Annotated in this window: 18 protein-coding genes; 13 read left to right on the forward strand and 5 right to left on the reverse strand. The window is 50.2% G+C overall.

Annotated elements, in window-relative coordinates; all coding sequences use genetic code 11:
* Nucleotides 1-19: 19 nt before the first annotated feature.
* Complete coding sequence (gene lgt / locus C7T94_RS00255) at nucleotides 20-823, forward strand: prolipoprotein diacylglyceryl transferase (protein WP_107212541.1); 804 nt, start codon at nucleotides 20-22, stop codon at nucleotides 821-823.
* 167 nt (nucleotides 824-990) lie between these two features.
* On the opposite strand, the gene C7T94_RS00260 is transcribed toward lgt, so the two are convergent.
* Nucleotides 991-2,022 (reverse strand): DUF6807 domain-containing protein, encoded by a 1,032-nt coding sequence (locus C7T94_RS00260; protein WP_107212543.1) that lies wholly within the window; start codon nucleotides 2,020-2,022, stop codon nucleotides 991-993.
* A 105-nt stretch (nucleotides 2,023-2,127) separates the two neighbouring features.
* On the opposite strand from C7T94_RS00260, the gene C7T94_RS00265 reads away from it, so the two are divergent.
* Nucleotides 2,128-3,585, forward strand: coding sequence for an SDR family oxidoreductase (locus tag C7T94_RS00265; RefSeq protein WP_107212545.1), 1,458 nt, complete (start codon nucleotides 2,128-2,130; stop codon nucleotides 3,583-3,585).
* Here C7T94_RS00265 and C7T94_RS00270 read toward each other — a convergent pair.
* The 4 genes from C7T94_RS00270 to kbl all read right to left on the reverse strand — a co-directional run bounded on the left by C7T94_RS00270 (nucleotide 3,543) and on the right by kbl (nucleotide 6,907).
* The gene (locus C7T94_RS00270; protein ID WP_107212546.1) at nucleotides 3,543-4,118 is read right to left on the reverse strand and encodes a TetR/AcrR family transcriptional regulator; all 576 of its coding nucleotides are present in this window, start codon (nucleotides 4,116-4,118) and stop codon (nucleotides 3,543-3,545) included. The two genes, C7T94_RS00265 and C7T94_RS00270, sit on opposite strands and share 43 nt — an antisense overlap.
* Nucleotides 4,119-4,544: a Rieske (2Fe-2S) protein gene (locus C7T94_RS00275; RefSeq protein ID WP_107212549.1), complete on the reverse strand. Its 426-nt coding sequence runs from the start codon at nucleotides 4,542-4,544 to the stop codon at nucleotides 4,119-4,121.
* 6 nt (nucleotides 4,545-4,550) lie between these two features.
* A complete protein-coding gene (gene pheS, locus C7T94_RS00280) occupies nucleotides 4,551-5,591 on the reverse strand; it encodes a phenylalanine--tRNA ligase subunit alpha (RefSeq protein WP_107214590.1) in 1,041 nt (346 codons plus the stop codon).
* Nucleotides 5,592-5,719: 128 nt separating this feature from the next.
* Nucleotides 5,720-6,907, reverse strand: a complete 1,188-nt coding sequence (kbl, locus tag C7T94_RS00285; RefSeq protein ID WP_107212551.1) for a glycine C-acetyltransferase — start codon at nucleotides 6,905-6,907, stop codon at nucleotides 5,720-5,722.
* Nucleotides 6,908-7,047: 140 nt separating this feature from the next.
* Between kbl and C7T94_RS00295 the strand changes: the two genes are divergently transcribed.
* From C7T94_RS00295 to C7T94_RS00350, 11 genes are all read left to right on the forward strand, one after another.
* On the forward strand, nucleotides 7,048-9,495 hold the full coding sequence (locus C7T94_RS00295) for a DUF5686 and carboxypeptidase regulatory-like domain-containing protein (protein WP_107212553.1): 2,448 nt from the start codon (nucleotides 7,048-7,050) through the stop codon (nucleotides 9,493-9,495).
* Nucleotides 9,496-9,601: 106 nt separating this feature from the next.
* Complete coding sequence (gene trhO / locus C7T94_RS00300) at nucleotides 9,602-10,519, forward strand: oxygen-dependent tRNA uridine(34) hydroxylase TrhO (RefSeq protein ID WP_107214592.1); 918 nt, start codon at nucleotides 9,602-9,604, stop codon at nucleotides 10,517-10,519.
* Nucleotides 10,520-10,680: 161 nt separating this feature from the next.
* Complete coding sequence (locus C7T94_RS00305) at nucleotides 10,681-13,575, forward strand: triple tyrosine motif-containing protein (protein ID WP_107212555.1); 2,895 nt, start codon at nucleotides 10,681-10,683, stop codon at nucleotides 13,573-13,575.
* A gap of 258 nt (nucleotides 13,576-13,833) precedes the next feature.
* The gene (locus C7T94_RS00310) at nucleotides 13,834-16,845 is read left to right on the forward strand and encodes a SusC/RagA family TonB-linked outer membrane protein (protein ID WP_107212558.1); all 3,012 of its coding nucleotides are present in this window, start codon (nucleotides 13,834-13,836) and stop codon (nucleotides 16,843-16,845) included.
* A 35-nt stretch (nucleotides 16,846-16,880) separates the two neighbouring features.
* Nucleotides 16,881-18,338, forward strand: coding sequence for a RagB/SusD family nutrient uptake outer membrane protein (locus tag C7T94_RS00315; protein WP_239494890.1), 1,458 nt, complete (start codon nucleotides 16,881-16,883; stop codon nucleotides 18,336-18,338).
* Nucleotides 18,339-18,548: 210 nt separating this feature from the next.
* Nucleotides 18,549-19,913, forward strand: coding sequence for a glucoamylase family protein (locus tag C7T94_RS00325; protein WP_107212564.1), 1,365 nt, complete (start codon nucleotides 18,549-18,551; stop codon nucleotides 19,911-19,913).
* Nucleotides 19,914-19,975: 62 nt separating this feature from the next.
* Nucleotides 19,976-20,374 (forward strand): hypothetical protein, encoded by a 399-nt coding sequence (locus tag C7T94_RS00330; RefSeq protein WP_107212566.1) that lies wholly within the window; start codon nucleotides 19,976-19,978, stop codon nucleotides 20,372-20,374.
* 5 nt (nucleotides 20,375-20,379) lie between these two features.
* Nucleotides 20,380-22,125, forward strand: coding sequence for a family 43 glycosylhydrolase (locus tag C7T94_RS00335; RefSeq protein ID WP_107212568.1), 1,746 nt, complete (start codon nucleotides 20,380-20,382; stop codon nucleotides 22,123-22,125).
* A 3-nt stretch (nucleotides 22,126-22,128) separates the two neighbouring features.
* On the forward strand, nucleotides 22,129-22,806 hold the full coding sequence (locus C7T94_RS00340) for a GDSL-type esterase/lipase family protein (protein WP_107212569.1): 678 nt from the start codon (nucleotides 22,129-22,131) through the stop codon (nucleotides 22,804-22,806).
* 8 nt (nucleotides 22,807-22,814) lie between these two features.
* Nucleotides 22,815-25,115 carry a beta-glucosidase BglX gene (gene bglX, locus C7T94_RS00345; RefSeq protein WP_107212571.1) on the forward strand — a complete coding sequence of 767 codons (2,301 nt, stop codon included), beginning with the start codon at nucleotides 22,815-22,817 and terminating at the stop codon, nucleotides 25,113-25,115.
* Between the two features lie 120 nt (nucleotides 25,116-25,235).
* A complete protein-coding gene (locus C7T94_RS00350; protein ID WP_107214593.1) occupies nucleotides 25,236-26,024 on the forward strand; it encodes a carboxylesterase family protein in 789 nt (262 codons plus the stop codon).
* The last annotated feature ends 4 nt before the right edge of the window (nucleotides 26,025-26,028 follow it).

A 26,028-nucleotide genomic window follows, 5' to 3' on the forward strand; every position in this document is an offset into this window, starting at 1 on the left:
CGCTAACGTTTAAGCTTACATGACCGCCTACATCCACTGGAACCCCAGCCCTGAACTGATCGACCTTGGTTTCATCGCCATACAATGGTATTCCCTGCTTTTTGCGCTCGGTTTCGTATTTAGTTTCCGGATACTGAAAGGAGAATTTAAAAAAGATGGTTATCCGGTGCTGGTGCTGGAGAAACTAACCGTGTACGTTGTGCTGGCCACGCTGATTGGCGCGCGGCTGGGACATTGCCTGTTTTATGACTGGGCGTATTACAAAGATCACCTGCTCGAAATCTTTCTGCCTGTTGAATTTCAGCCATCGTTCAGGTTTACCGGTTTCCGCGGACTGGCCAGTCACGGCGGCGCACTTGGGATATTTATCGCGCTGATTCTTTTTGCGCGCAAGTTTAAGGTTCCCTTTCTCTGGCTGCTGGACAAGATGGCGCTGGTGGTTCCGCTGGCGGGTGCCTGCATTCGTTTTGGAAACCTCATGAATTCAGAAATTATCGGTAAACCTGCCGAATTGCCCTGGGCATTCATATTTGAGAAGGTAGACCGCGTGCCGCGGCATCCCGGGCAGTTGTACGAAGCCCTGTGTTACCTGGTTCTTTTTGCGGTCATGACCCTGCTTAACCGCAAGGGTAAAAGCAAACCCGGTTTGTTATTTGGGGTATTTATTGCTTCGCTGTTCCTGATCAGGTTTTTCATTGAGTTTCTGAAAGAAAATCAGTCGGCATTTGAAGAAGGCATGCAACTGAATATGGGGCAGCTGCTCAGTATTCCGTTTATTTTATTGGGAATATTCTTTGTCTTAAGGCCGGTTCGCAAGACCTGAACTACCGGGCATTGATCAACCTTGAGCTTAGATTTGCAATTTGACAGAAAGCCGGGACTAAACCCGGTTTGCGACATTTGAAGACACAATCCAGCACGAGTCCTGCAAAGTTGGTAACTTTTGTAAAGTTACCAACTTTAAGTTAAAAAAAATATCTTTCTTAGAAATTATTTTCCAAACCGTTCAGCCAGTTTGTCCAATTCCCCCTTGCTTAAAAAGCCGCCCGAACTGATTACAATCAGGTGCCTGAACTTCAGTTCCTCTCCCGGTTTAAGGTCGATGCGAACGGGCTCAGCGGCAGGATTGAAAGCCTTTACGGCAAGGTTGTTAGAGGCAAATAGACCGTAACCCCTTGCATGCGAATAGGCCGGGTAACCGGGGTTTTTCGGATGGTCTATTATTGCCACGCTGATCTGTTCCTTATTTTTCGTAGCAGACAGGCTGACCCAGCGTGCCGGCTTGCCCCACACACCCGATTCTTTTTCCTTCCCTTCACTGTTCCGGTAAATGCCGTTCACGCCGGTGTTATCCAGGGCTTTTATCCGTGTCACCTTTCCTTGCGCGTCATGAAATTCACCTTCTTTCTGGTCCTTGTCTTCAAAAGCGCGGTCCATGCGGATGGCAATCAGACCATCCTTGCTGTCCCGAAAAGTGACCTGCGTATCGGCAATAAGGGTAGTGCGGCGTTCAATAAGCCTGTGGCTGCCATGTTGGGTAAAAAAGAAAGTGGTCCGTTCAGTCAGCAAAATTTTGCCAGACTGGTCCACCCAAACCGACTCTGTGCCCAGGCTGCCTCGTTTGCCTTCTTTTATTCCTGTGATCCTGCGGTGTTTGATGCTGCCATACCTGTGTTTATTGGCTGCAGGGATCGCATACGAATTGTTCCAGAAATCCAGCCCATTCACATTTTCGAAGTTGAACCACAGGCCTACATGGTGCGGATGATCGACCCGCTCGCCAGGCCGCGGATCAAGGGGAAAGCCCCGGGTAATAACAGATCCTGCGGCTGTATAAATGGGATATAGCACCGGTTTTTCAAGGTTCTCCGGATAAATGTAGCTGGTAAAAGGTGCATCGTCGATCCGGATGTCAATCCGGCGGGCAGCCGAGTCGGGGCGAATGGTAACCTGCTGGGCCGGGGCAACGCCCGCGCATACAAGCAGTGAAATCAGAAAGGAAAAAGGTCTGTAAAGGGACATGGCATCTTAATTTTCAGCAAATTACGAAAGTTTCAAAGTAAAGCAAGCTTTCCCGCACGCAAGCGGAGCCAACAAACAATTAGCAGCCTTGATTGTCAATTGGTCATGAAAATTCTCCTTACGGGCGCAAATGGCTACATTGGTCAGCGTCTCTTACCTGTGCTGCTCGAAGATGGTCACGAAGTGATCTGTTGTGTCCGCGACCGCAGCCGGCTTGATCTGACGAGGTATAAGGACCAGTCAGTGCAGGTACTGGAAATGAATTATCAGGATGCTGAAAGTTTGAAAGCTATTCCGGCCGACATTGATGCGGCCTATTTTCTGATCCACTCCATGTCATCGGCGGGCGACTTTGCAAAAAAAGAAAAAGAAATTGCCGAAAACTTCCGGGACGCCCTGAATGGCACCCAGGTTAAACAGGTGATTTATCTAACCGGTATTGCCAACGCGGAGAAGCTGTCGCGGCACCTGCAATCGCGGCAGGAGGTTGAAAAAATCCTGGCTGCCGGCAAGTACCAGCTTACCGCCCTCCGTGCGGCGATCATTGTCGGGTCGGGAAGCTCAAGTTTTGAGATCATCCGCGACCTGGTTGAAAAACTTCCTATCATGGTGGCCCCGCGCTGGCTGAAAACCCGCTCGCAACCCATTGCCATCAGGAATGTGCTGGAATACCTCGCGGGTGTACTTGCCAATGAGGAAACCTATGGCCGCGACTACGACATCGGCGGGCCACAAGCCCTGACCTATAAACAAATGCTCCTGAAGTTTGCGGCCGTTCGCGGGCTGAAACGGCATATTTTTACCGTTCCTGTCATGACGCCGCGCCTGTCCTCATACTGGCTGTATTTCATTACGCCTACCTCCTACCAGCTGGCCAAAAACCTGGTTGACAGCATGAAGACGGAGGTAACCTGCCGGCCAAATGATCTGGCAGAAAAACTTGGCATCAAACTGATCGGTTATGAAACTGCCATACAAATGGCGTTCGATAAAATCGAGCAAAATCAGGTCATTTCGAGCTGGAAAGATGCCTTCAGTAGCCGAATCTTAGACACGGGGCTGTCCCGCTTTGTAGAAGTACCTAAAGATGGCGTTTTCAGCGACAAACGCAGCATAAAAATAACCGACGAAGCACTGGCGCTGCGCAACATCTGGGCCATCGGCGGTAAGACAGGCTGGTATTATGCGGACTGGCTTTGGGCCTTCAGGGGCTTCCTTGACAAGTTATTCGGCGGTGTAGGTCTCAGGCGCGGGCGCACGAATAATGATTCGCTGAGCCCCGGAAACGTGGTCGACTTCTGGCGTGTGCTGCTTGCCGACCGCAAAGAAAAAAGGCTGCTGCTTTATGCAGAAATGAAACTTCCCGGCGAAGCCTGGCTGGAATTCTGTATTGATCAGGAACAGGTGTTGCACCAAACGGCAACGTTCCGTCCGCTGGGAATCTGGGGCCGTTTATACTGGTATGCAGTATGGCCGTTCCATGGCTTTATCTTTAAAAACATGATTCGCAATATTGCAAGTTACAATGCCGCTTTAACCAGGAAAGGCAAAATTTCCTTCTGAAAACTTACAAAATTTTTGCGCACGTCTGCATCGCTGACCGATGTAAAAGCGAAAGAAAACACGATGCTTTTACTTGCTTTGAGCAGGAAAGCCAGCCCTTCTCGCCTGCCGGGATTGTTCTTAAAGGTATCGAGCTGAAGGTAGGCTGAAAGGAGCAGTGACTCCAGTTCATCAGACAGGTGTTTCAGAAACTCCTGCGAGTTGGTGTTCTCGCGAACAAATTCCCAGCCGATAAATTCGTTACAAACCGTAAAAGACAAGCGGCAGGTTCGCATAACCAGCGTTTTAAGGTGTTCTTCTTCGTTGGCAAATGCAGCCTTACTGTTTACAATGTCATGAACATTGGTATGAAGGTAGTCCATCAGGATCGCATCAAGAATATGTTCCTTGCTGTCAAAATACTTGTAGATGGTCGCTTTCGCAATGCGTGCTTTTTTCGCAATCTCGTTCACACTGGTCTTATGATAACCGTATTTCCTGAAAAGCTCGCGCGCCGCTTTTTTGACGCTCTCTTTGATTTTTTCTACTTCCATTTAATTTTGCACCTGTAACACGTTTCCTCCTATGAAGACCGTATATTGTTTAAGAGAGACCTCAGCGGGCGGGCTAACGGGGCTGCCCGTTCCGTCGACAAGTAAAAATTTTGCATTGGAGCAGGGATCAACTGCCATATAACCACTTTCGTCCAGTTTTACTGCACATTTTTTTTCGGGATTTACGGTGCTGCAGCGGTCAAATGCGGCATACCCTCCATCCAGCTTTCTTGTAATGATCAGCCCTGCTACGCCATAGCCATCAATGGTTACGCTTTTGCCGGGAATACTGAGCGGACTAAGTTTCGGATCGGTCAGTTGTGTGCTGAAATTAACAGGTAGTTCGGGAATCTGCAGCCGCTCTTTGCCGCAGGCAACCAGCATGACTGCCGCTACCAGGAAACCGTTCACTACCCTTTTAAACATCGGCTATCAGATCAACGCAGCAGTATATTGTTTCAGGAACCGGACGTCATTCTCAGAGAACAGGCGCAGGTCGCGTATCACGAACTTGAGGTTCGCAATGCGCTCGATTCCCATACCAAATGCAAAGCCACTGTATTTTTTGCTGTCTATGCCGCAGTTCTCCAACACATTTGGGTCAACCATACCGCAACCAAGAATTTCGACCCAGCCGCTCTGTTTACACAACTGGCAGCCGCTTCCTTTACAGATTGTACAGGAAATATCCATCTCTGCAGAAGGTTCAGTGAACGGGAAATACGAAGGGCGGAAACGCACTTTTGTACCCTCGCCGAAAAGCTCCTGTACAAAATAAAACAGGGTCTGTTTCAGGTCGGCAAATGAGACATTCTCGTCAACATAAAGGCCTTCTATCTGGTGGAAAAAACAATGCGCACGAGCAGAAATTGCCTCATTCCGGTAAACCCGGCCCGGCATGATGGCCCTGAAAGGCGGCTTGCCCTGTTCCATCATGCGCACCTGTACGGAAGACGTATGTGTGCGCAAGGCAATATCCCCGTTTTCTCCGCCCTTGCGGATAAAAAATGTGTCCTGCATATCGCGGGCAGGATGCTCTTCCGGAAAATTGAGTGCGGAGAAATTGTGCCAGTCGTCTTCAATTTCGGGACCTTCTTCAATGGTGAAACCAAGTCTTCCGAAAATGCCGGTAATTTCGCGGCGAACAAGGGCGAGCGGATGGCGGGAGCCCAGTGTAAAGCCTTCACCCGGCAGGGTAAGATCGGCATCTGTTTTTACAGCGTGTGGCGCCGGGGCAGCCAGCGCTTCTTTGAGCTGCTGGTGTTTACCTTCAGCAAGCTGTTTGAATTCATTAAGCACTTTACCAAGAACCCTTTTTTCTTCAGGTCCGACCTGTTTAAATGCATCGAACAGATCTTTAACGATGCCTTTGGTACCCAGGTACTTGATACGGAATTGTTCCAGCGCTTCTGCATTGTCGGTGCTGAAAGCCTGGATATCTGCGCTGTGCTGGTTGATCTGCTCTTGTAACATCCTGCAAATATACGGCATAATCTCGGCAAATTTTAGCGTTTGCCGGTTCAAATACCACTTCAAAAGCTGCAAAATGAAACAATGGGCTGCAGCCAGGCTCAAACCAGACCGGCTGCAACCCTTCCTGATTAAATTACGCCAAGTTCCTTGCCTACCTTTGTAAAGGCGGCAATGGCCTTGTCGAGGTGGTGCTGCTCATGCGCGGCCGAAAGCTGTACGCGTATGCGCGCCTTGCCCTGCGGTACAACCGGGTAATAGAACCCGATTACATAGATCCCTTCTTCAAGCATCCTGGCTGCAAATTGCTGTGAAAGTTTGGCGTCGTACAACATGACCGGAACAATGGGGTGTACACCTGGCTGGATATCAAAACCCGCAGCCGTCATTTTTTCCCGGAAATAACGGGTATTGTGCTCAAGCTTGTCGCGCAGTTCTGTTGTCTCACTGAGCATATCAAGAACAGCTACCGAGGCGCCTGCAATAGCCGGTGCCAGCGTGTTGGAGAACAAATAAGGACGCGAGCGCTGGCGCAGCATATCTATTATTTCTTTTCTGCCGGATGTGAATCCGCCTGAAGCGCCACCCAATGCCTTTCCAAGCGTTCCGGTAATGATGTCTATCCTTCCCATAACGCCGCAATGTTCGTGTGTGCCGCGGCCGGTTTTTCCCATGAAACCAGAGCAATGCGATTCATCGATCATCACCAGTGCCTCGTACTGGTCTGCCAGGTCGCAGATCTTATCAAGCTGCGCTACCGTGCCATCCATAGAAAACGCACCATCAGTTACAATGATGCGGTGCCGCGCGTCTTTAGCAGCCTGCAGCTGCGCCTCGAGGTCGGCCATGTTGTTGTGTTTATAACGAAACCGTTTGGCCTTGCATAAACGAACACCGTCAATAATTGATGCATGGTTCAGTTCGTCTGAAATAATGGCATCCTGATCGTTAAAAAGCGGTTCAAAAACGCCGCCGTTGGCATCGAAGGCCGCGGCATAAAGAATGGTATCTTCGGTACCCAGAAATCCGGAGAGTTTTGATTCCAGTTCTTTGTGAACGTCCTGCGTTCCGCAAATGAAACGCACCGACGACATGCCGTAGCCATATTGGTCAATGGCAGCCTTGGCTGCTTCCAGTACTTTCGGATGGGAAGAAAGACCCAGGTAGTTGTTGGCACAAAAATTAACAACCTCAGCACCGGTGCTGACCCTGATGTCTGCACCCTGAGGGGTGGTAATGATCCGCTCGCGCTTGTACAAGCCGGCCTTTTCTATTTCTTCCAGTTCCTGTTGCAGAACGGGTTGCAATGTTTTATACATAGTGAATGTTTATGAGTAAAGACTTGCAACCAAAGGTATAAAAATATCATCTACTCAATATCAGAAAGCGGGTCCTGCCCTTAACAAACTTTAACTTATCGGCCGTGTTTTCTGTGAGAACAAATCCGATCTTTGGTGCCATGAACAAACTATACGCCTCAATTTTGCTTTTTTTTATTTGCACAAACGTTTCAGCACAATCATTCAAACTTTCAGGGCAAATCAAAGACGAAAAAAACGATGCGGTCGCCTTTACATCGGTTTACATAAAAAATACAAGTACCGGCACCTCTGCAAATGCAGAAGGGCACTACCAGTTGCCCGTGAGCGCCGGCAAACATGTCGTTTTATTCCGCGCAGTCGGCTACAAACCGCTTGAAAAGATTGTCGAGCTTTCCGGTGATCTGACGCTTTCGGTTACCCTTGTTCCCGAAGCCTTTGACCTGGGCAGCGTCAGCATCAGCGCCAATGCCGAGGACCCAGCGTATGGCATCATCCGCAAGGCGATAAGAAACAGAAAAAAGAACAGGGATGAACTCTACGAATACAGCTGTTCAGTTTATATAAAAGGTGTACAGAAACTGGTTGGCGCGCCGAAAAAATTTTTCGGCAGGGACATCCAAAAAGTGCTCGAACTGGATACCAACCGCAAAGGCATCATTTACCAGAGCGAATCTGAATCAAAATTCAACTTCCGCCGGCCTGGCCAGGTCAGAGAAGAAATGATCTCTTCACGGGTGGCGGGCCGGAACAATGCCTTCAGTTTCAACAAGGCATCAGACCTGATGCTCAATTTTTACGACAACATCCTGCTCGAAAATACGCTCAGTGCACGTGGTTTCATTTCGCCAATAGCGGAGAACGCACTTTTTTATTACCGTTACAAGCTGCTCGGCACGACCGAACAAAATGGCGAAACCATACACAAGATCGAGGTAACGCCGCGACGTAACAACGACCCGGTTTTCAGGGGTCAGATCTACATTGCAGAAGGCAGCTGGCGCCTCTATACCACTGCTCTGTTCCTGACGCGCAGTTCAGGCATCAACCTGCTCGATACACTGCACATTGACCAGCAGTTTCTGAAGGTAGAAAAGACCTTTGTACCGGGAACGGTCATTTACCGGTTTAATGGCAATATCTTCGGATTTAAGTTTGCCGGCAATTATGTAGGTGTTTACAGCAATTACAACATCAGGCCTGGTTTTCCCCGCAAATGGTTTAACGGCGAGATCCTGCACGTTACCGATACGGTTAACCAGAAACCGGCGGCTTACTGGGACCAGCGCAGGCCTGTACCGCTAACCGGTGAGGAGCGACTGAATTACATTCGCAAAGACAGCCTGGCCAAACGCAAGGAATCAAAGCCCTACCTCGATTCTGTGGAACAGGCAAACAATGCTTTTAAATTGGGCAAGCTGGGCTTGACCGGTTATACCATTCACAACCGCTTCCACAAAAAAAGCTTTTCATTTGACCCGGTACTGCCCTCGCTTTTTTACAATACAGTTGAAGGTTTCGGCATGAAATACGGCATAACGTACCGCAAAACCTTTGATGACCGGAGCAGCTTCAATCTGCGTCCCGAGCTGAGGTATGGCCTGGCAAACCGGAAATTTACGGGCAGCCTCGCGGCAGGCTATACCTATGATCCCGTAAAAAGAGCCTGGGTGGGCCTCTCATTCGGGTCGGGTATTTTTGATCTGAACAGCTTCGGTTCCATGAGCCTGCTCACCAACTCCTTCAACTCCCTGGTATATGAAACGAATTATCCGAAGTTGTATGAAAAACGCTTTGTCGATATTTCGACCGGCAGGGAATTGCTGAACGGCCTGTTTGGCAGCCTTCGCCTCAGTTACGCGCGGAACAATACGCTGCGCAACACGGCAGACTTTACCCTCATCGACTACGAAGACAAACAATTCTCCTCAAACAACCCTTTTACGCCCGATGCGGAAAGCCCCTTGTTTCCCACTTACCGGTCGCTTAACCTGCACGCAAGCCTGAGTTATACCTTCGGCCAGAAATACATTACAAGGCCGGACATGAAGATTTATGAGGCACCGAAATATCCGCGAATCGAGATCAGTTACCGGAAAGGCATTAAAGGCGTCCTGAAAAGTGAGGTCGACTATGACCTGATCAGCGCCGAAGTGTCGCAGGAACGCATCAGCTCGGGCATGTTTGGCTTTACCTCGTTTGTAGTCGGTGCCGGGAAATTCCTGAATAACCGCGCACTGTATTATCCGGAATTTAAACACTTCTGGGGCAACAATGCGCTGATCTTTCCGCCAAACCTGCGCCGGTTCGCCTACCTGGATTTTTATCTTTTCAGCACCGACCGGGAGTATTTTGAAGCTCATGCCGAGCATAATTTTGCCGGGTTCTTTACCAATAAAGTACCGCTGCTCAGAAAACTAAAACTGGAAGAGTTTGTCGGCGCAAGTTACCTGACTCAACCCCTCAAGCACAATTATGCCGAGTTTTATTTCGGGCTGCAGCGTCTTGTATTCCGGGCCAGTTATGGTTTCGCGTATGACGGACGTAAAAAGGTAGCGCAAGGCTTTCGCTTCAGTTACGGGTTTTGAGTTTTGGCAGGCGGGTTAAGTTTGTGAATCAGGCCACTTGCAGCAGCTCCTCGTTTTTTTTATCTTTGCGCCGCATTAAACGCCGTTTGCAGCGGTATCAATGAACATGAAAAAATACCAGACCCTGCTGTATTATTGCTACAGCCGAATCGATAATGCGGAGCAGTTCGCCGCAGATCACCTTGCCTTCTGTAAATCCGTCGGGTTAACCGGCCGCATCATTGTAGCCGACGAAGGGCTGAATGGAACGGTGTCGGGTACACCCGAAGCCTGCCAAACTTATATGGAGGCCATCCATGCCGATAGCCGGTTTGCACATACAGAGTTCAAGATCGATGATGTCGATACGCCTTCCTTTATAAAAATGCATTGCCGGTACAAGGCCGAGATCGTACACTCCGGCCTGCGCGACACCAGCATTATTGATCCCACTGCACGTACGGGAAAACACCTGGAGCCCGTAGATTTCATGAAAATGAAAGACGAAGAAGACGTCATCATTCTCGATGTGCGTTCAAACTACGAGCACAACCTGGGCAAATTCAAAAACGCAGTAACTCTCGATATTGAGAACTTCCGCGATTTTCCCGAAAAGATCAATGAACTTGCGCAGTATAAAAACAAAAAGGTGCTGACCTATTGCACAGGCGGCATTAAATGCGAAAAAGCCTCTGCCCTGCTGCTGCACCATGGCTTTAAAGACGTTTATCAGCTGCATGGCGGCATCATCAAATACGGTAAGGAGGCGGGCGGAAAAGACTTTGAAGGCAAATGTTATGTATTTGATAACCGGGTTGCCGTTGATGTGAACAGCGTAAACCCGACGGTTGTATCTACCTGTTACAATTGCGGAACCACAACAGCCAAGATGATCAATTGCGCCAACCCCGAATGCAACGAACACATTACCCAGTGCGATGCCTGCGGCAAGCAATTGGACGGTGCCTGCTCAGCTGCCTGCCAGGCGCATCCACGCAAACGGTTCTATGATGGCACGGGTTATTACGTAAAGGTACCGTTGTAGTCTGATTGTACCTTCAGCGTCAGCGACGGTGTTTGACTGGTAGTTGGTGTTCAACGCCGAAACCGGCTGATCCGGGTCTTTCAAAACGGCCCCGTCAATGGCACGACCGGCTAAATGAACGGTCAATCAAAAGTTATTACCTTTGCTGCAGAGCACACCGCATGCTGAAAGTATTTTTTTACACCTGTTTAGTTCTTGTGTCCCTGTCTGCAGCGGCCAGTCAAAGCCCCGGCGGCATTCATGGCATGGGTGTACCCTACGTTGAAAATTACCCAAAAACTGCTTACCGGGCCGGAAACCAGAATTGGTCGGTTACAAAAGACGAAAAAGGCATCATGTATTTTGGTAACGCCGAAGGCCTTCTCGCTTTCGATGGCCGTTACTGGCAGAAATATGCCATGCCTCAGCGGCAAATCGTCCGCGCCGTCGCTTCAGATCATAGGGGGCGGATCTATGTGGGCGGCTTTGGTGAGTTTGGCTACTGGACACACGGCAACGGCAAATTGTTGTACCAATCACTTACGAAACTCATTCCCGGCGGGCTTAAAGTTACCGACGAAGTATGGAAAATCTACGTGGATGGTGACCGGGTCCTCTTTCAATCGTTTTCGCGCATCTACATTTACAAAGATCAGCACATCCAGGTAATCAAAGCACCTAAACCCTTCTTGTTTTTGCACCGGGCAGGGAGCCGCTTCTTCGCTGAAGTAATCGGGTCGGGGCTCTATGAACTGAAAAATGCCGGCCTGCAGCCCCTGCCTGGTGGCTTATCAATCAGCAAATCGGGCGTCCTCTCCATTCTGCCCTACGACAACAACCAGCTGCTGGTCGGCACCAACCGCAATGGATTGTTTCTGTACGACGGGCAAAAGTTCAGGCCATTTCAGAGCCCGGCAAATGAGTTTTTGATTACCTATCAATTAAACAATGGCGTCAGGCTGAAAGGCGGCTATTACGCTTATGGCACCATCCTGAACGGCATCATTATCCTGGACCATAAGGGATTCATTGTCCAGAAGATCAACAAATCGAGCGGACTGCAGAACAATACGGTGCTCAGTTTATATACTGATGAAGAACAAAACCTCTGGGCAGGACTTGACAACGGCATAGACCGGGTTGAACTTAATTCACCGCTTTACTTTTATTTTGACAAAGCCGGGCAGTTCGGAACGGTTTACTCCAGCATCATTGACAGGGACAAAATTTACCTGGGCACCAACCAGGGTTTATTTTACAGCAACTGGAAACCTGAGGGCGGCAATGCCTATACCAGCTTCAACTTCAGGCTCGTTCCCAATTCGCAGGGCCAAGTCTGGGACCTGAGCAGGATAGACGGACAATTGCTTTGCGGCCACAATGACGGCACATTTCGCATCACTGATGGCCATATGGAAAAGATTTCGGCAGAAAACGGGGGCTGGACCATCCGCCGGCTGCAGACGCATCCCGACCAGCTGATTCAGGGCACCTATACCGGCCTGGTGGTTTACAAAAAGGATGAGGCGGGCAATTGGCTGTTTTCGCACAAAATTGTCGGGTTCCAGGAGCCCTCGCGGTATGTGGAACAAGACAGCCGCGGCGATATCTGGGTCGGTCACGCTTACAAAGGCTTATACAGGCTTAAGCTCAGTCCCGACCTCAGAAAGGTGACCAGTTACCGGTCTTATGATGAGCGCAACGGATTACCCGGCACGTACAACATCAGCCTCTTCAACCTGGAACGTAAAATCGTTTTTTCCACGAACAGGGGCTTTTATACGTACGATGAAATTGCCGACCGTTTTTCACCTTATACAACCCTAAACCGCTCGCTGGGCAGTTTTGCCGCGTCCAATAACATTATCCCCGCGGGTGAGCGGAAATATTGGTTTGTAAGCAGGGGCCGGGTAGCCCTTGGCACACTCCCGGAAACCGGCCGGCTCAGGCTTGATTCGAACCGTTTCAGTATCCTTGACGGGCGAATGGTTCAATATTACGAGAACATCAGCCGAATCAATACGAATCTTTACCTGATCAGTGTCGATGATGGTTTTGCGATCTACAACAATGCCGGTACTGTGCAGCAGCCGGCAATTGCCAGCGGCGTACTGATCAGAAAGGTGGAAGATATCACCGATACGTATCAAACCATCACCGAACAGGGCCAGACCGATGAACGGGTTGAATTGGAAAACAGCCGCAACAACATACGCATTGCATATGCTCTACCCTACTACAGGCAGGCCAGCGTTCGGTATCAATACTACCTGGACGGGTATTCGCAGAAGTGGTCAGACTGGACTGGCGCTACGCAAAAAGATTTCACCAATCTGGCTGCAGGCACGTATGTGTTTTCTGTTCGTGCCAGTGTAAACAATGGAAAACCCGGAAAAATTACGCGTTTTGAATTCAGGGTGCTGCCTCCCTGGTATGCAAGCCGGGCAGCGCTAATTTTTTATGTGCTGCTTGCTGGTCTTGGCGCCTACGCAGGGAAGATCATATATGAGCGTAAACTGCGGCGCGATCAACGCAAGATCGCGGCAAAATTGCAGCTGGAACAGGAAGAATACCTGAAGAAGGAGGCAGAGGCCACTGAAAAACAAATTATCCGGTTACAAACTGAAAAACTCCAGGCTGAGCTGGCCGGCAAGAGCCGCGAACTGGCCAATTCGGCCATGAGCCTCGTTTACAAAAATGAGTTGCTCCAGAAGTTAAGCCAGGAGATCGGCAAACTTCGCGACGGCAACGGACAGAAATTGCCTGAAGACCAGCTGCGTAAAATCCAAAAGGTGATCGATGAAGGGATGAACGATGAGCGCGACTGGAACCTTTTCGAAAGCAGCTTCAACGAAGCGCATGAAAGTTTCTTCAAAAAGCTTAAAGTGAACCACCCTGACCTTGTTCCGAACGATCTTAAACTGTGTGCGTACCTGCGCATGAACATGAGCAGCAAAGAAATTGCGTCCCTGCTCAACATCTCCCTCCGCGGCGTCGAAATCAGGCGCTACAGGCTGCGCAAAAAGCTGAATGTTCCCCACGACAAGAACCTGACGGAGTTTCTCATCGAGCTTTAGGACTACATCATTACCTCTCATAGCGGCATTTTCAACCGCGCAGACCCCTTCGTGTAAAAAGAACACTTAGCCTGCTTCGTTAAAAGGATTTAATCTTTCAAAATCACGGTTTTTGGCCTGAAAAGCAGATCTGTTTATTCACAGATTAAACTTTAGGCCCCTGGGTGATGTATTAATGTAGTGGCCTGCTCACTTGCTTATGCGGCAAAACAGCGGGACTTTTATCTCAGTAATTAACGAAAACGATTTAAAGCAATTATGAAAAAAATCTTTACGAGTTTATCAGTATGGGTTGTCTTCTGTTTGCTGTCTTTAAACGCAGCGTTTGCGCAGAACGTCACAATCAAAGGACGGGTTACAGACGCGGGCGATGGCACTTCGCTGCCGGGAGTCAGCGTAGTGGTCAAAGGCACACAAACGGCAGTTCAATCTGATGCAAATGGAAATTATTCTATTAGCGCGCCAGGTTCTGCAACCCTGGTTTTTTCCTTTATCGGTTATGCATCTAAGGAAGCTGCGGTTAATGGACAAACAACTTTAAATATAGCACTGTCATCCAGCACGCAGCAACTCGAGCAGGTGGTCGTGGTCGGTTATGGCACCCAGCGTAAGATCGATGTAACCGGTTCGGTAGCCACTGTAAAAGGCGAAGACATCTCTAAGCAGCCGTCAACAAACCCAATTTCTGCATTACAGGGAAGGGTCGCCGGCGTATCAATCACCAACAACGCATCGCCCGGCTCGTCGCCCCAGATCACCATTCGGGGTACCGGGACGATTTATGGCAACACCGGCGTCTTATATGTTGTAGACGGTGTCTGGTATGATGAGATCTCATTTCTGAACCCGGCAGACGTGGCCAGCATCAGCGTATTGAAAGACGCATCAAGCCAGTCTATTTATGGTGTACGGGCGGCCAATGGCGTTGTGCTGATTACCACGGTGAAAGGAAAGAGCGGCAAACCGACCATCAATTACAACGGGACGGTAGGCGCTCAACGAGTCACCAACCCGGTTGAGATGACAAACGCTTCTGAGTATGCTACAGCTGTCAACGAGGCATACGCCGTGCAGGGCAGTGCGCCGCTTTTTACAAACACCAACCTTGGCGAAGGCACCGACTGGTATGACCAGGTACTGCGCACAGCGATGATCAACAACCACCAGCTTTCTGTAAACGGCGGTAATGAAAAATCTACTTACAACCTGTCGCTCGGATTTCTGGACCAGGACGGCATCATTGCTACAAATAACTACAAGCGTTACACCGCGCGGCTTTCAAACGACATTCAGTTGTTTGACGCGCTGAAAGTTGGATACAACGTAACCGGCACGAACAGCCGGTCTGCAAACGTACCAAACTCAATCTTTCGCGCACTTTATACAGCCTCGCCAGTTGTTCCGGTATTTAAATCTGAAGGCGTTTATGGCGATCCGACAGATTTTAACCTGGGTAACGGCAGCAACGTCAATCCGCAGGCTACACTTGACTTTAATAACAGCCAGACCGACAAGTACCGTGTTACTGGCAATGTCTATGCAGAGCTTAAGTTTTTGAAGAAACTCACCTTCAGAACCAGCTTTGGCGGGGACTTTGGCCAGGAAGAGAACCGGAACTATACACCAAAGTATTTTGCCACGAAAGCGCAGAATACAACCATAAGTACACTTTCTGCAGCCCGCATCAGCACCCGGAACTGGATCATTGAAAACACACTTACCTACGACAACAAGTGGGAAGATCATGCTTTGACAGTACTGGCTGGCCAGACCGCACAACGGTTCAGAAGTTATACCATGACAGGTACGGCTCAAAACGTGCCCTACAACAGGGAAGCCGATCTTTACCTGAGCCTGGGCAATGCTGCCGGCCGCACCATTGAAGATTCAGGTTCGCTAAGCACCGCTGCCTCTTATTTTGGCCGCGTGAACTATTCGTTTAAAAACAAATACCTGCTAAACGCCTCAATCCGGGCCGATGGTGCTTCCCAGTTTTATGGCGGCAGCAACCTTTGGGGCTATTTCCCGTCAATCGGCGGTGGATGGGTAATCACCAATGAAGACTTCATGAAAGATCAGGCTGTTTTCAGCAACCTGAAACTCCGTGCAAGCTGGGGTAAGGTTGGAAACGCCGGTGTTCCGCTCAATCCAACCATTCAAACTGTAACACAAACCGCAGCCCTGATTGCCTTCTTCGGTGGTCAACCTTTTACCGGGGCAAGCATCAACAGACTCGTTCCGCCTGCACTATTCTGGGAAAGAAGTGCCGGTACTGACGTTGGTCTCGAAATGGGCTTCTTTAAAGGCAAACTGAATGTAGAGGCTGACTATTACAGCCGCAAGACCGAGCAAGCCATCTTTAATATCCCTATTCTGGGTTCATTGGGTACATCAGACAGCCGTCTGCTTGGTAATCAGGCCGACTTCAGGAACCGTGGTGTCGAACTGCAGGCCACATGGTCTGACAAGACAGCCGGCGGCCTTAGTTATTCAGTTAGCGGAAACGTAGGATATAACGAAAATATCGTCCTGAACGTAACATCAGGCTCAAACCCGATCGATGCAGGCGGCGGTGGCCTGAACAATGGTGTGCTGTCAACCCGTACGGTCGTTGGTCGCCCGATTGGCTCATTTTATGGGTACCAGGTTGTCGGCATCATCCAGACACCTGCTGAGGCAGCTGCTTCGGGCATTACTGGCGCACGCCCGGGCGATCTGAAATATGCCGACCTGAATGGCGACGGACGTATTGACGGGAAAGACAAAACTTTCCTTGGAAATCCAAATCCGCGGTTCAACTATGGCTTGAACACAAATTTTAGCTATAAAAACTTCGACCTGACAATCGACCTCCAGGGTGTTGCGGGAGTAGAACTTTACAATGGCAACCTCGGCAACCGTTTTGGCAACGAAAACTACATAAAAGAATTTTTTGACAACCGCTGGACAGGTCCGGGATCAACAAATGCGTATCCGTCGGCCAGCCTGGCAGGCGGCCAGAATAACCAGGCCAGTTCTTTCCTGGTCGAAAACGGAGACTACCTCCGTATCCGGAATCTTCAGCTGGGTTATAGCCTTCCGGCTTCGCTGGTCTCGAAATGGAAAATGCAGCGACTGCGTGTATTTGCCAATGCACAAAATGCATTCAATTTCTTTGGCTACCGCGGATTCACACCTGAGGTGGGCGGATCGCCTACCAACACCGGTGTAGACGTGAATGTCTATCCGCTTTATGCCACTTACAACATTGGCCTGAACGTAACTTTCTAAATGATCCGAACATGAAAAAACATAACTTAATAAGCATGCAAAAGTTAGGTGCAGCCTGCTTATTTATCCTCATACTTGGCGCTTCATCTTGTAAGGACAGCTTCCTGGATGTTGATCCGCAGGGTCAGCAGGTCGCCGGAGAATTCTGGAAATCTGAAGCTGACGCCACCAAAGCAGTCAACGCCATCTATGCAAACCTGCGTACCTGGGAAAATGTCGCCTTTCCCGCTCTGGTCATTGAGAGCACACCTGCAGACGAGGCAGATAAAGGAAGTACCCCAACAGATGCGACCTTCTTTAACCTTTTTGACCAGTTCACGGTGGGCTCCACAGAGGGTTCACTGCAGAGCTTCTGGACCGGGCAATACCGCAACATCAATTTCTGCAACCAGGTACTGGACAATATTCCCGGCATCCAGATGGACGAAACGCTAAAAAACCGTTATCTGGCCGAAGCTAAATTTGTACGTGCCTATTCTTATTTCAGGCTGGTACGCGCTTATGGCGGTGTTCCGCTCAGGCTGCATGTACCAAAAGACAATTCTGAATTTAACCTGCCCAGATCTACCCGTGAGGAAGTTTATGCCCAGATCGAAAAAGATCTGACCGAGGCTGCGGCTGTTCTCCCAACCACTTACCCCGCTACCGATAAGGGACGCGCAACAAAAGGTGCCGCCCTCGGCATGTTGGCCAAGGTTTCCATGTACCAGCAGAAGTGGTCGAACGTGCTGAATTACACGAACCAGGTGATGGGCATGGGTTACGCGCTGTTCCCTGATTTCGAAAAGTTGTTCCGTACCGAGAATGAAAACAGCGTAGAATCCCTGTTTGAGATCCAGGCAGAATTTGTCCCGGGAAATAATGATGCCAATAATTCGCAGTACAGCCAGGTTCAGGGCGTACCCGGCGTCCCGGCAGGCGGTTGGGGTTTCAATACACCATCAACTTCGCTGATCAACGCCTTCGAAACCGGAGATCCCCGCCGCGATGCTACGATCCTTTTCCCCGGCGAAACGACGCCCCAGGGAGATAAAATTCCTACAACTGTTCCGAACATCGGCTATAACCAAAAGTCTTATGTGCCCTTCAGCCGGTTTGTGTCGGGCAATCAGGGCGCCGAACAGAACATCCGGGTGCTCCGGTTTGCAGATATCCTGCTGATGAACGCCGAGGCTGCAAACGAACTCGGTAATCCGGGTCAGGCACTTACGTCATTAAACAGGGTTCGGGCAAGGGCCCGCGGCAATGCTGCCGGCGTGCTTCCTGATGTCACCACAACCGACAAAACAGCGCTGAGAAATGCCATCTGGCATGAAAGACACGTCGAACTGGCGCTCGAGAGCGACCGCTATTTTGATGTAATCCGTCAGGGAAGAGGCGCAGAGGTTTTTGGCACTAAGGGCTGGAAAGCCAATAAGAACGAAGTATGGCCGGTTCCTCAGCAAGAAATCGACCTGAGCGGCAGCCTGCTGACTCAAAACCCGGGTTACTAGGTACCCGAACATGAACCTGCTACAGGGTTCAACCAGTTCTTTAATACATTCTACATATCCTGGCCGTACCTGCGGGTACGGCCATTTTATCATCAGCTGGAAAGCTGGTGCATCCCCACACCCTGCACTCCGGACACCGGGCAGGCTGTATCCGGTCTTTGGAATTGACAACAGTTACCGTTTAGCGGTAAACAACAACTGCAACCATCCATGAACAAAAAAATTTTTGCCTCCCTGATCCTTCTCGTCGCCTGCGCCTGCAATGCTCCGGCCCAGAAAGAACTCAAGAATAATGCTGCACAGCCCGGCCTTGCCATCAAGAAAGGTCTGTCAGACGAACAATTGCTTGACCTGGTGCAACGCCAGACGTTCAGATATTTCTGGGAAGGCGCCGAACCCGTATCGGGCGCAGCCAGAGAAAGGTACCATTCAGACAACATCTACCCTGAAAACGATAAGAACACGGTTGCCACAGGCGCTACCGGGTTTGGCCTCATGGCCATCCTAAGCGGCATTGACCGCGGTTATGTAAGCAAAAAAGAAGGGCTTGAACGCCTCGATAAGATATTAACCTGGCTTGAAAAAGCAGACCGTTTTCATGGCGCCTGGCCGCATTGGCTGATCGGGGAAACGGGAAAAGTAAGGCCATTCGGACAGAAAGACAATGGTGGCGACCTGGTCGAGACTTCATTCGTTGCCCAATCCCTGATCTGCATCAGCGAATACTATAAAAACGGAAATGCCGGTGAAAAACGGGTGGCTCAAAAGGCCGATGCACTCTGGAAAGGGATCGATTTCAACTGGTACCGCAAAGGCGGCGAAAACGTACTTTACTGGCATTGGTCGCCCGAGTATGGCTGGGAAATGAACTTTCCCGTAAAAGGCTACAACGAGTGCCTGATCATGTACGTGCTGGCCGCATCTTCGCCAACTTATACTGTACCCGCCGAGGTGTACCACGAAGGCTGGGCACGCCGCGGTGAAATACGCGCCCCACACCAGGTGGAGGGCCACGAAGTGCCCTTCGATTACCAGGGCGCAAAAAATAGCGTTGGTCCATTGTTCTGGGCACATTATTCCTACCTCGGGCTCAACCCTAAAGGTCTCAAAGACCGTTATGGCGACTACTGGCAGAACAACGTAAACCACACGCGTGCCATACACGACTATTGCGTCCGCAACCCAAAAGGCTGGCAAGGTTTCGGCGCCGATTCCTGGGGTCTCACGGCAAGTTATTCTGTTAAGGGCTACGCGGCCCACAGTCCGCAGGAAGATTTTGGCGTCATCTCACCTACCGCCGCCATTTCCTCCCTCCCCTACACACCCAAAGAATCGCTGCGAACCATGCGCCACATGTATGAAAACCTCGGCCATAAGATTTGGGGTGAGTTTGGCTTCTACGATGCTTATTCAGAAACGGACAATTATTATCCGCAGCGTTACCTGGGCATAGACCAGGGCCCAATGGTCGTCATGATTGAAAACTACCGCAGTGGGCTGCTTTGGAAACTTTTCATGCAAAATAAAGACGTACAGGCAGGCTTGAACAAGCTTGGCTTTACCATTTCCAAATAACAATACCGGAATAATGTTTAGCTACATGATATCAACTTTTCACCCTATTTAAAATCTTCATCATGAAAAAAATTATTTCTGTCTGTGCTGTGATCGCCCTGCTGGCGGTTGCCTTCATTCATTCCGGATTTATTTCTCCCAAACAACCTGCCGGCTACAAAAGCCTGGCTACCGTTAACCTGACTGCCTCGAATTCGACCAGCGACGGCATTTACGCCGTTATTCAGAACAATACAAGCGGCGGGAGCACCACCTATTATATTCCGCCACATACCCCGGCAGGCACTGTACTCGGTCAGTTGCCGGCAAACGGAGATCTCTACACCGTCAGCCTCACCTCGGCAGGCGGCGCGCACGATATGTGGGTTTACTGGGAGCACCAAAGCCACGTAACTGGCCTGCGTGTTAGCGGGATGGCCCTGGGCTGCGAGAGCTGCGCCCGAATCACCATTTTTAATTAATTATCATGGTAGCTAAACATTTTTTTGGTTTTGCGTTCGTTTTTTTATCTGTCTTTTTTTCGGGCAACATCGTGATCGCGCAGAAAACATATTGCAACCCGATCAATCTGGACTATGGTTATACACCCATTCCCAATTTTACCAACTGGGGCAAGCACAGGGCTACTGCTGATCCGGTCATTGTGACGTACAAAGGCGATTATTACCTCTTCTCCACCAACCAGTGGGGCTATTGGCACAGCAGCGACATGAGCAAATGGACATTTGTGGCCAGGCACTTCCTGCGTCCCGAACATAAGGTGTATGACGACCTGTGCGCGCCTTCAGTTTGGGTACAGGGCGATACCATGCTGGTCTTTGGCTCGACCTATGCACGCAATTTCCCGATTTGGATGAGCACCAACCCCAAGGCCAATGAGTGGAAAGAAGCGGTCCATGAATTTGACATCGGCGGCTGGGATCCTGCACATTTTGTTGATGACGATGGTCGCCTGTATATGTACAATGGCAGCAGCAACACCTATCCTTTATACGGCATTGAGCTGGACCGCAAAACTTTTCAGCCCCAGGGCACCCGCAAAGAACTGCTGGTCCTGAACCCGGAACGGTTTGGCTGGCAGCGCTTTGGCGAACATCTTGACAACACCTTCCTAGATCCCTTTGTAGAAGGTGCCTGGATGACCAAACACAACAAAAAATATTACCTGCAATATGGCGCTCCCGGTACAGAATTCAGCGGTTATGCAGACGGTGTAGCCGTTTCAGACAATCCGCTGGGCCCCTTTGAGCAGCAAAGCCTTCCTTTTTCCTATAAACCTGGTGGTTTTGCGCGCGGCGCAGGTCATGGTGCTACCTTTCAGGATGAGCAAAAGAATTACTGGCATGTATCTACCGTTGTGCTCTCTGTGAAAAATAATTTTGAACGGCGAATCGGCATCTGGCCGGCCGGCTTTGACCGCGATGACGTCATGTACATGGATGCCTCGTTCGGTGATTACCCGCATTATCTCCCCGGGAAAGGAAAGCAGCACGGCGCTTTCACAGGCTGGATGCTTCTGAATTACAATAAACCCGTACGTGTATCCTCTACCCTGGGGCGTTACAGTGCCAACAACGCGGTCGATGAGGACATGAAAACCTATTGGAGCGCCGCAGGTTCAGGCAAAAACGAGTGGATTGAAAGCGATTTGGGTCAGGTTTCCACCGTCCATGCAGTGCAGGTCAATTATGCCGACCAGGATGTGGATTTTCTAGGAAAACAGACGGGCACGTACCACCAGTACATTCTCAGGTACTCGTTAGACGGGCGTAACTGGAAGGTGCTCAAAGACAAAAGCCAAAACCGCGGTGATGTACCACACGATTACGTGGAACTTGAAAGCCCCGTGCAGGCGCGTTTTGTACGGCTCGAAAACATACACATGCCCACGGGTAAATTCGCCATCAGCGGTTTGCGGGTATTTGGCAAAGGTGCGGGTAAAACTCCCGCTTCCGTCGAAGATTTCGTCGTGCTGAGAACCGAAAAAGACAAACGCAGCGCCTGGATCAGGTGGAAACCGCAGGATGACGCTTTCGCCTATAACATCTACACGGGTACAGCCCCAGATAAGCTTTACAACTGTATCATGGTGCACAGCAACAATGAATATTGGTTTAAAGGCATGGACAACACAAAGCCTTATTACTTTTGCATCGAAGCCATCAACGAAAACGGGGTTTCGAAACGAACTAAAGTAATTAAAGCCAACTAAAAAATGAAAACAAATCACCTTTCAAGCCTCCTTTTTGCCCTCCTTTTCGCATTTGCCGGCACAACGGTTGTACGAGCTCAGCAAAACCGGCCGCCTTTTTATGACGAGATCAGCCAATTCAAAAAACAAGACAGCATTTCTGTACCCGCCAAAGGAGGGATTGTTTTTGTAGGCAGTTCTTCGGTACGCATGTGGAGCGACCTGGAAAAACTGTACAAAGCCTATGGCGCCATTAACCGGGGTTTTGGGGGGTCGACCCTGAAAGATGCAGCTTATTACACCAAAGAACTGGTTTCAGTGTATAAACCACGACAGGTTGTCATTTATTCGGGCGAGAATGACCTCGCCGCCGGCGCTTCATCGATCGAAACGCTCAACCGGTTTGCAACGTTTTTTACAGACATCCGAAACAACCAGCCTGACGTGCCGGTGATTTTCATATCCATCAAGGAAAGCCCCTCCCGAACCAGGATCGGCGCGGCCATCCTGCATGCCAATTCGCTGATCAAAGAGTACCTGAGCCACTATCCGAATACACAGTTTGTAGAGGTAAACAGCAAAATGAAAACGGCGGGCGGAAAACTCAGGCCGGAACTTTTCAGGGACGATATGTTACACATGAAGCCCGCCGGTTACGCCATCTGGGCCAAAGAACTAACCCCTTATCTTTTGAAAAAATAACACACCATATGAACAAAGCAAAATACCTTTTTCTTTCCCTGGCATTTGCTGCACTGGGCGCCGCTGCGCAACAAAAACGGAGCATACCGCCTGCGCAGGCAAAAATGAATACGTTCATCAGCAACCTCATGTCAAAAATGACGGTAGATGAAAAGATCGGGCAGCTGAACCTGCTTACCGGGGGAGAAGCCACAACGGGATCGGTCGTCAGCACCGGAGTAGAGAGCAAGATCAAGAGCGGGAAAGTGGGAGGTATTTTCAGCCTGACTACACCTGCACGCATTCGCAAGGCGCAGGAAATTGCCGTAACCCAGAGCCGCCTGAAAATACCGATCATTTTCGGGCAGGATGTGATTCATGGCTATAAAACAACGTTTCCCATTCCGCTTGCCTTATCCTGCAGCTGGGACATGCCACTCATTGAGCGTACAGCCCGGATTGCTGCCATTGAAGCCAGTGCAGACGGATTGAACTGGACCTTCTCACCCATGGTAGACATTTCCCGCGACCCGCGCTGGGGCCGGATTTCTGAGGGCAGCGGAGAAGACACCTACCTGGGCTCGCGCATTGCAGCAGCAATGGTGAAAGGCTACCAGGGGGATGACCTGTCGAAAAACAATACGATCATGGCCTGTGTAAAACACTTTGCGCTTTACGGAGCTGCAGAAGCCGGCCGCGATTACAACACGACAGATATGAGCCTGCACCGCATGTACAATGAATACCTGCCGCCTTATAAGGCTGCGATCGATGCGGGAGCCGGAAGTGTCATGACCTCGTTCAACGACATCAACGGCGTACCTGCAACGGCGAATAAATGGCTCATGACCGACCTGCTCCGCAAACAATGGGGTTTTGAAGGTTTTGTCGTAACCGACTATACAGCGGTCAACGAGCTGGTGGACCACGGGCTCGGCGACCTGCAGGAAGTTTCGGCCAGGTCGCTCAAAGCCGGTGTGGAGATGGACATGGTGGGCGAAGGTTTCCTGACCACGCTGAAAAAATCGCTACAGGAAGGCAAGGTCACCCTGGCACAGATCAACAATGCCTGCAGGCTTGTTCTCGAAGCAAAATATAAACTTGGCCTGTTCGAAGATCCATTCCGTTATTGCAGTGAGGAACGCGCAAAGAACGAAATCCTTACCCCCGAGCACCTCAAAGCAGCGCGCGAAGCGGCTACCAAATCGTTCGTGCTGCTAAAAAACGAAGGCAATGTCCTTCCGTTAAAGAAATCGGGGACAATTGCGCTCATCGGGCCGCTGGCCAACACCGGCAGCAACATGCCCGGCACCTGGAGCGTCAATTCAGATCTTGCAAAAACAAAATCGCTGCTCCAGGGCCTGACTGAGGTGGCCGGCAGTGAGGTAAAAATTCTGCACAGCATGGGCGCTAACCTGCTGGCCGACTCGGCTTACCAGCAGCGGGCCACGATGTTCGGGCGCGACATTCCGCGCGACAAGCGCAGCGAAGAAGACTTGATCCGCGAAGCGGTTAATACGGCTAAAAGGGCCGATGTCGTTGTAGCCGCCCTTGGCGAATCTTCTGAAATGAGCGGTGAAAGCTCCAGCCGGACCGACCTGGAAATCCCTGATGTACAGCGCAGGTTGCTTGCTGCACTGCTAAAAACCGGCAAACCGGTGGTGCTGGTGTTGTTTACCGGCCGGCCGCTGGTACTTACCTGGGAAAACCAGCATGTGCCAGCTATTTTGAACGCCTGGTTTGGCGGCACGGAAGCTGCAACAGCCATTGGTGATGTCCTGTTCGGAGCGGTTAACCCATCAGGAAAACTCAGCGCAACTTTTCCGCAAAATGTTGGGCAGATTCCCCTGTACCATGCGCATAAAAACACCGGCAGGCCCCTGGCAGAGGGCCAGTGGTTCCAGAAATTCCGTTCCAACTACCTGGATGTAAGCAATGATCCATTGTACCCCTTTGGTTACGGATTAAGTTATACCTCTTTTGCCTATTCGCCCATTACACTTAACGGGAAAGCCTTCAGGACCGGCCAGTCGCTGACGGCAACAATACGGGTAACCAACACTGGAAAAACCGCCGGCGAAGAAGTTGTGCAGCTGTACCTGCGCGATGTAGTGGGCAGCATTACGCGACCCGTAAAAGAGCTGAAAGGATTTCAGAAGATTAGCCTGCAGCCGGGCGAGAGCCGTGAGGTTAGCTTTAAAATCGATGAAGAAATGCTTAAATTTTACAATGGAGACCTGAAATACGTAGCCGAGCCCGGCGAGTTTAAAGTTTTTATCGGAACCAACTCGCGTGATGTGGCAGCGGCCGATTTCCGCTTTGAAAGATAAGACACTATCCTGTCAAGCATCAAAGCCTGAACTGTTGCGAAACATTCAGGCTTTTTCTATTTTTACGCCCTTAACTGCAGGTTGGTTTCAACGGCCGCTTGCCTCCATAAAAAAACAAAGATGAAGAAACGCCTGACCTTTCTGTTGTTTGCCTTTCTGCTCTGTTTTACCGGCCTGCATGCACAGAACCTCGAAAACTATCAGCGGGGCGAATACCTGAGGAGAAATGACACCATTCCCTACCGCATCCTTTGGCCCCGCAACTTTGACCCGAAGAAAAAATACCCGCTTGTTTTTGTGCTGCACGGACGCGGCGAAAGCGGCAGCGACAATGAAAAACAACTCACCCATGGTGCCAGGCTTTTCCTGCGCGATGACGTCCGGAAAAAATATCCCGCCATTGTTATTTTTCCGCAATGCAGCCAGAACAGCTACTGGTCTAACGTAGCCATTACCACAAACGCAAAAGGCAAACGGAGTTTCAGCTTTCAGCAGGACGGTAAACCAACAGGAGCCATGCGTGGTTTGCTGGGACTGGTCAAACAGTTTACCCGGAAACCTTATGTGGCCCGGAAGCAGGTCTATGTGGGCGGTCTGTCTATGGGCGGAATGGGCACTTACGAGCTGCTGCGCAGAAAACGGCATACCTTTGCTGCGGCGTTCGCCATCTGCGGCGGCGACAATACGCGAAATGCTGAACGCTATAAACATGTGCCCTTGTGGATTTTCCATGGCGCGAAAGATGATATCGTCGATCCGGCTTATTCCATTGCCATCGCCGACAGGCTGAAAGCGCTGAACGCGGAAGTAAAGTTCACATTGTACCCGCAGGCAAATCACGGCAGCTGGGAACCTGCATTTGCAGAGCCCAACCTGCTGCTCTGGTTATTTTCTCATACCAAACCTTAAACTG

This window comes from Pedobacter yulinensis (assembly GCF_003029735.1).
Taxonomy (GTDB): Bacteria; Bacteroidota; Bacteroidia; order Sphingobacteriales; family Sphingobacteriaceae; genus Pedobacter; species Pedobacter yulinensis.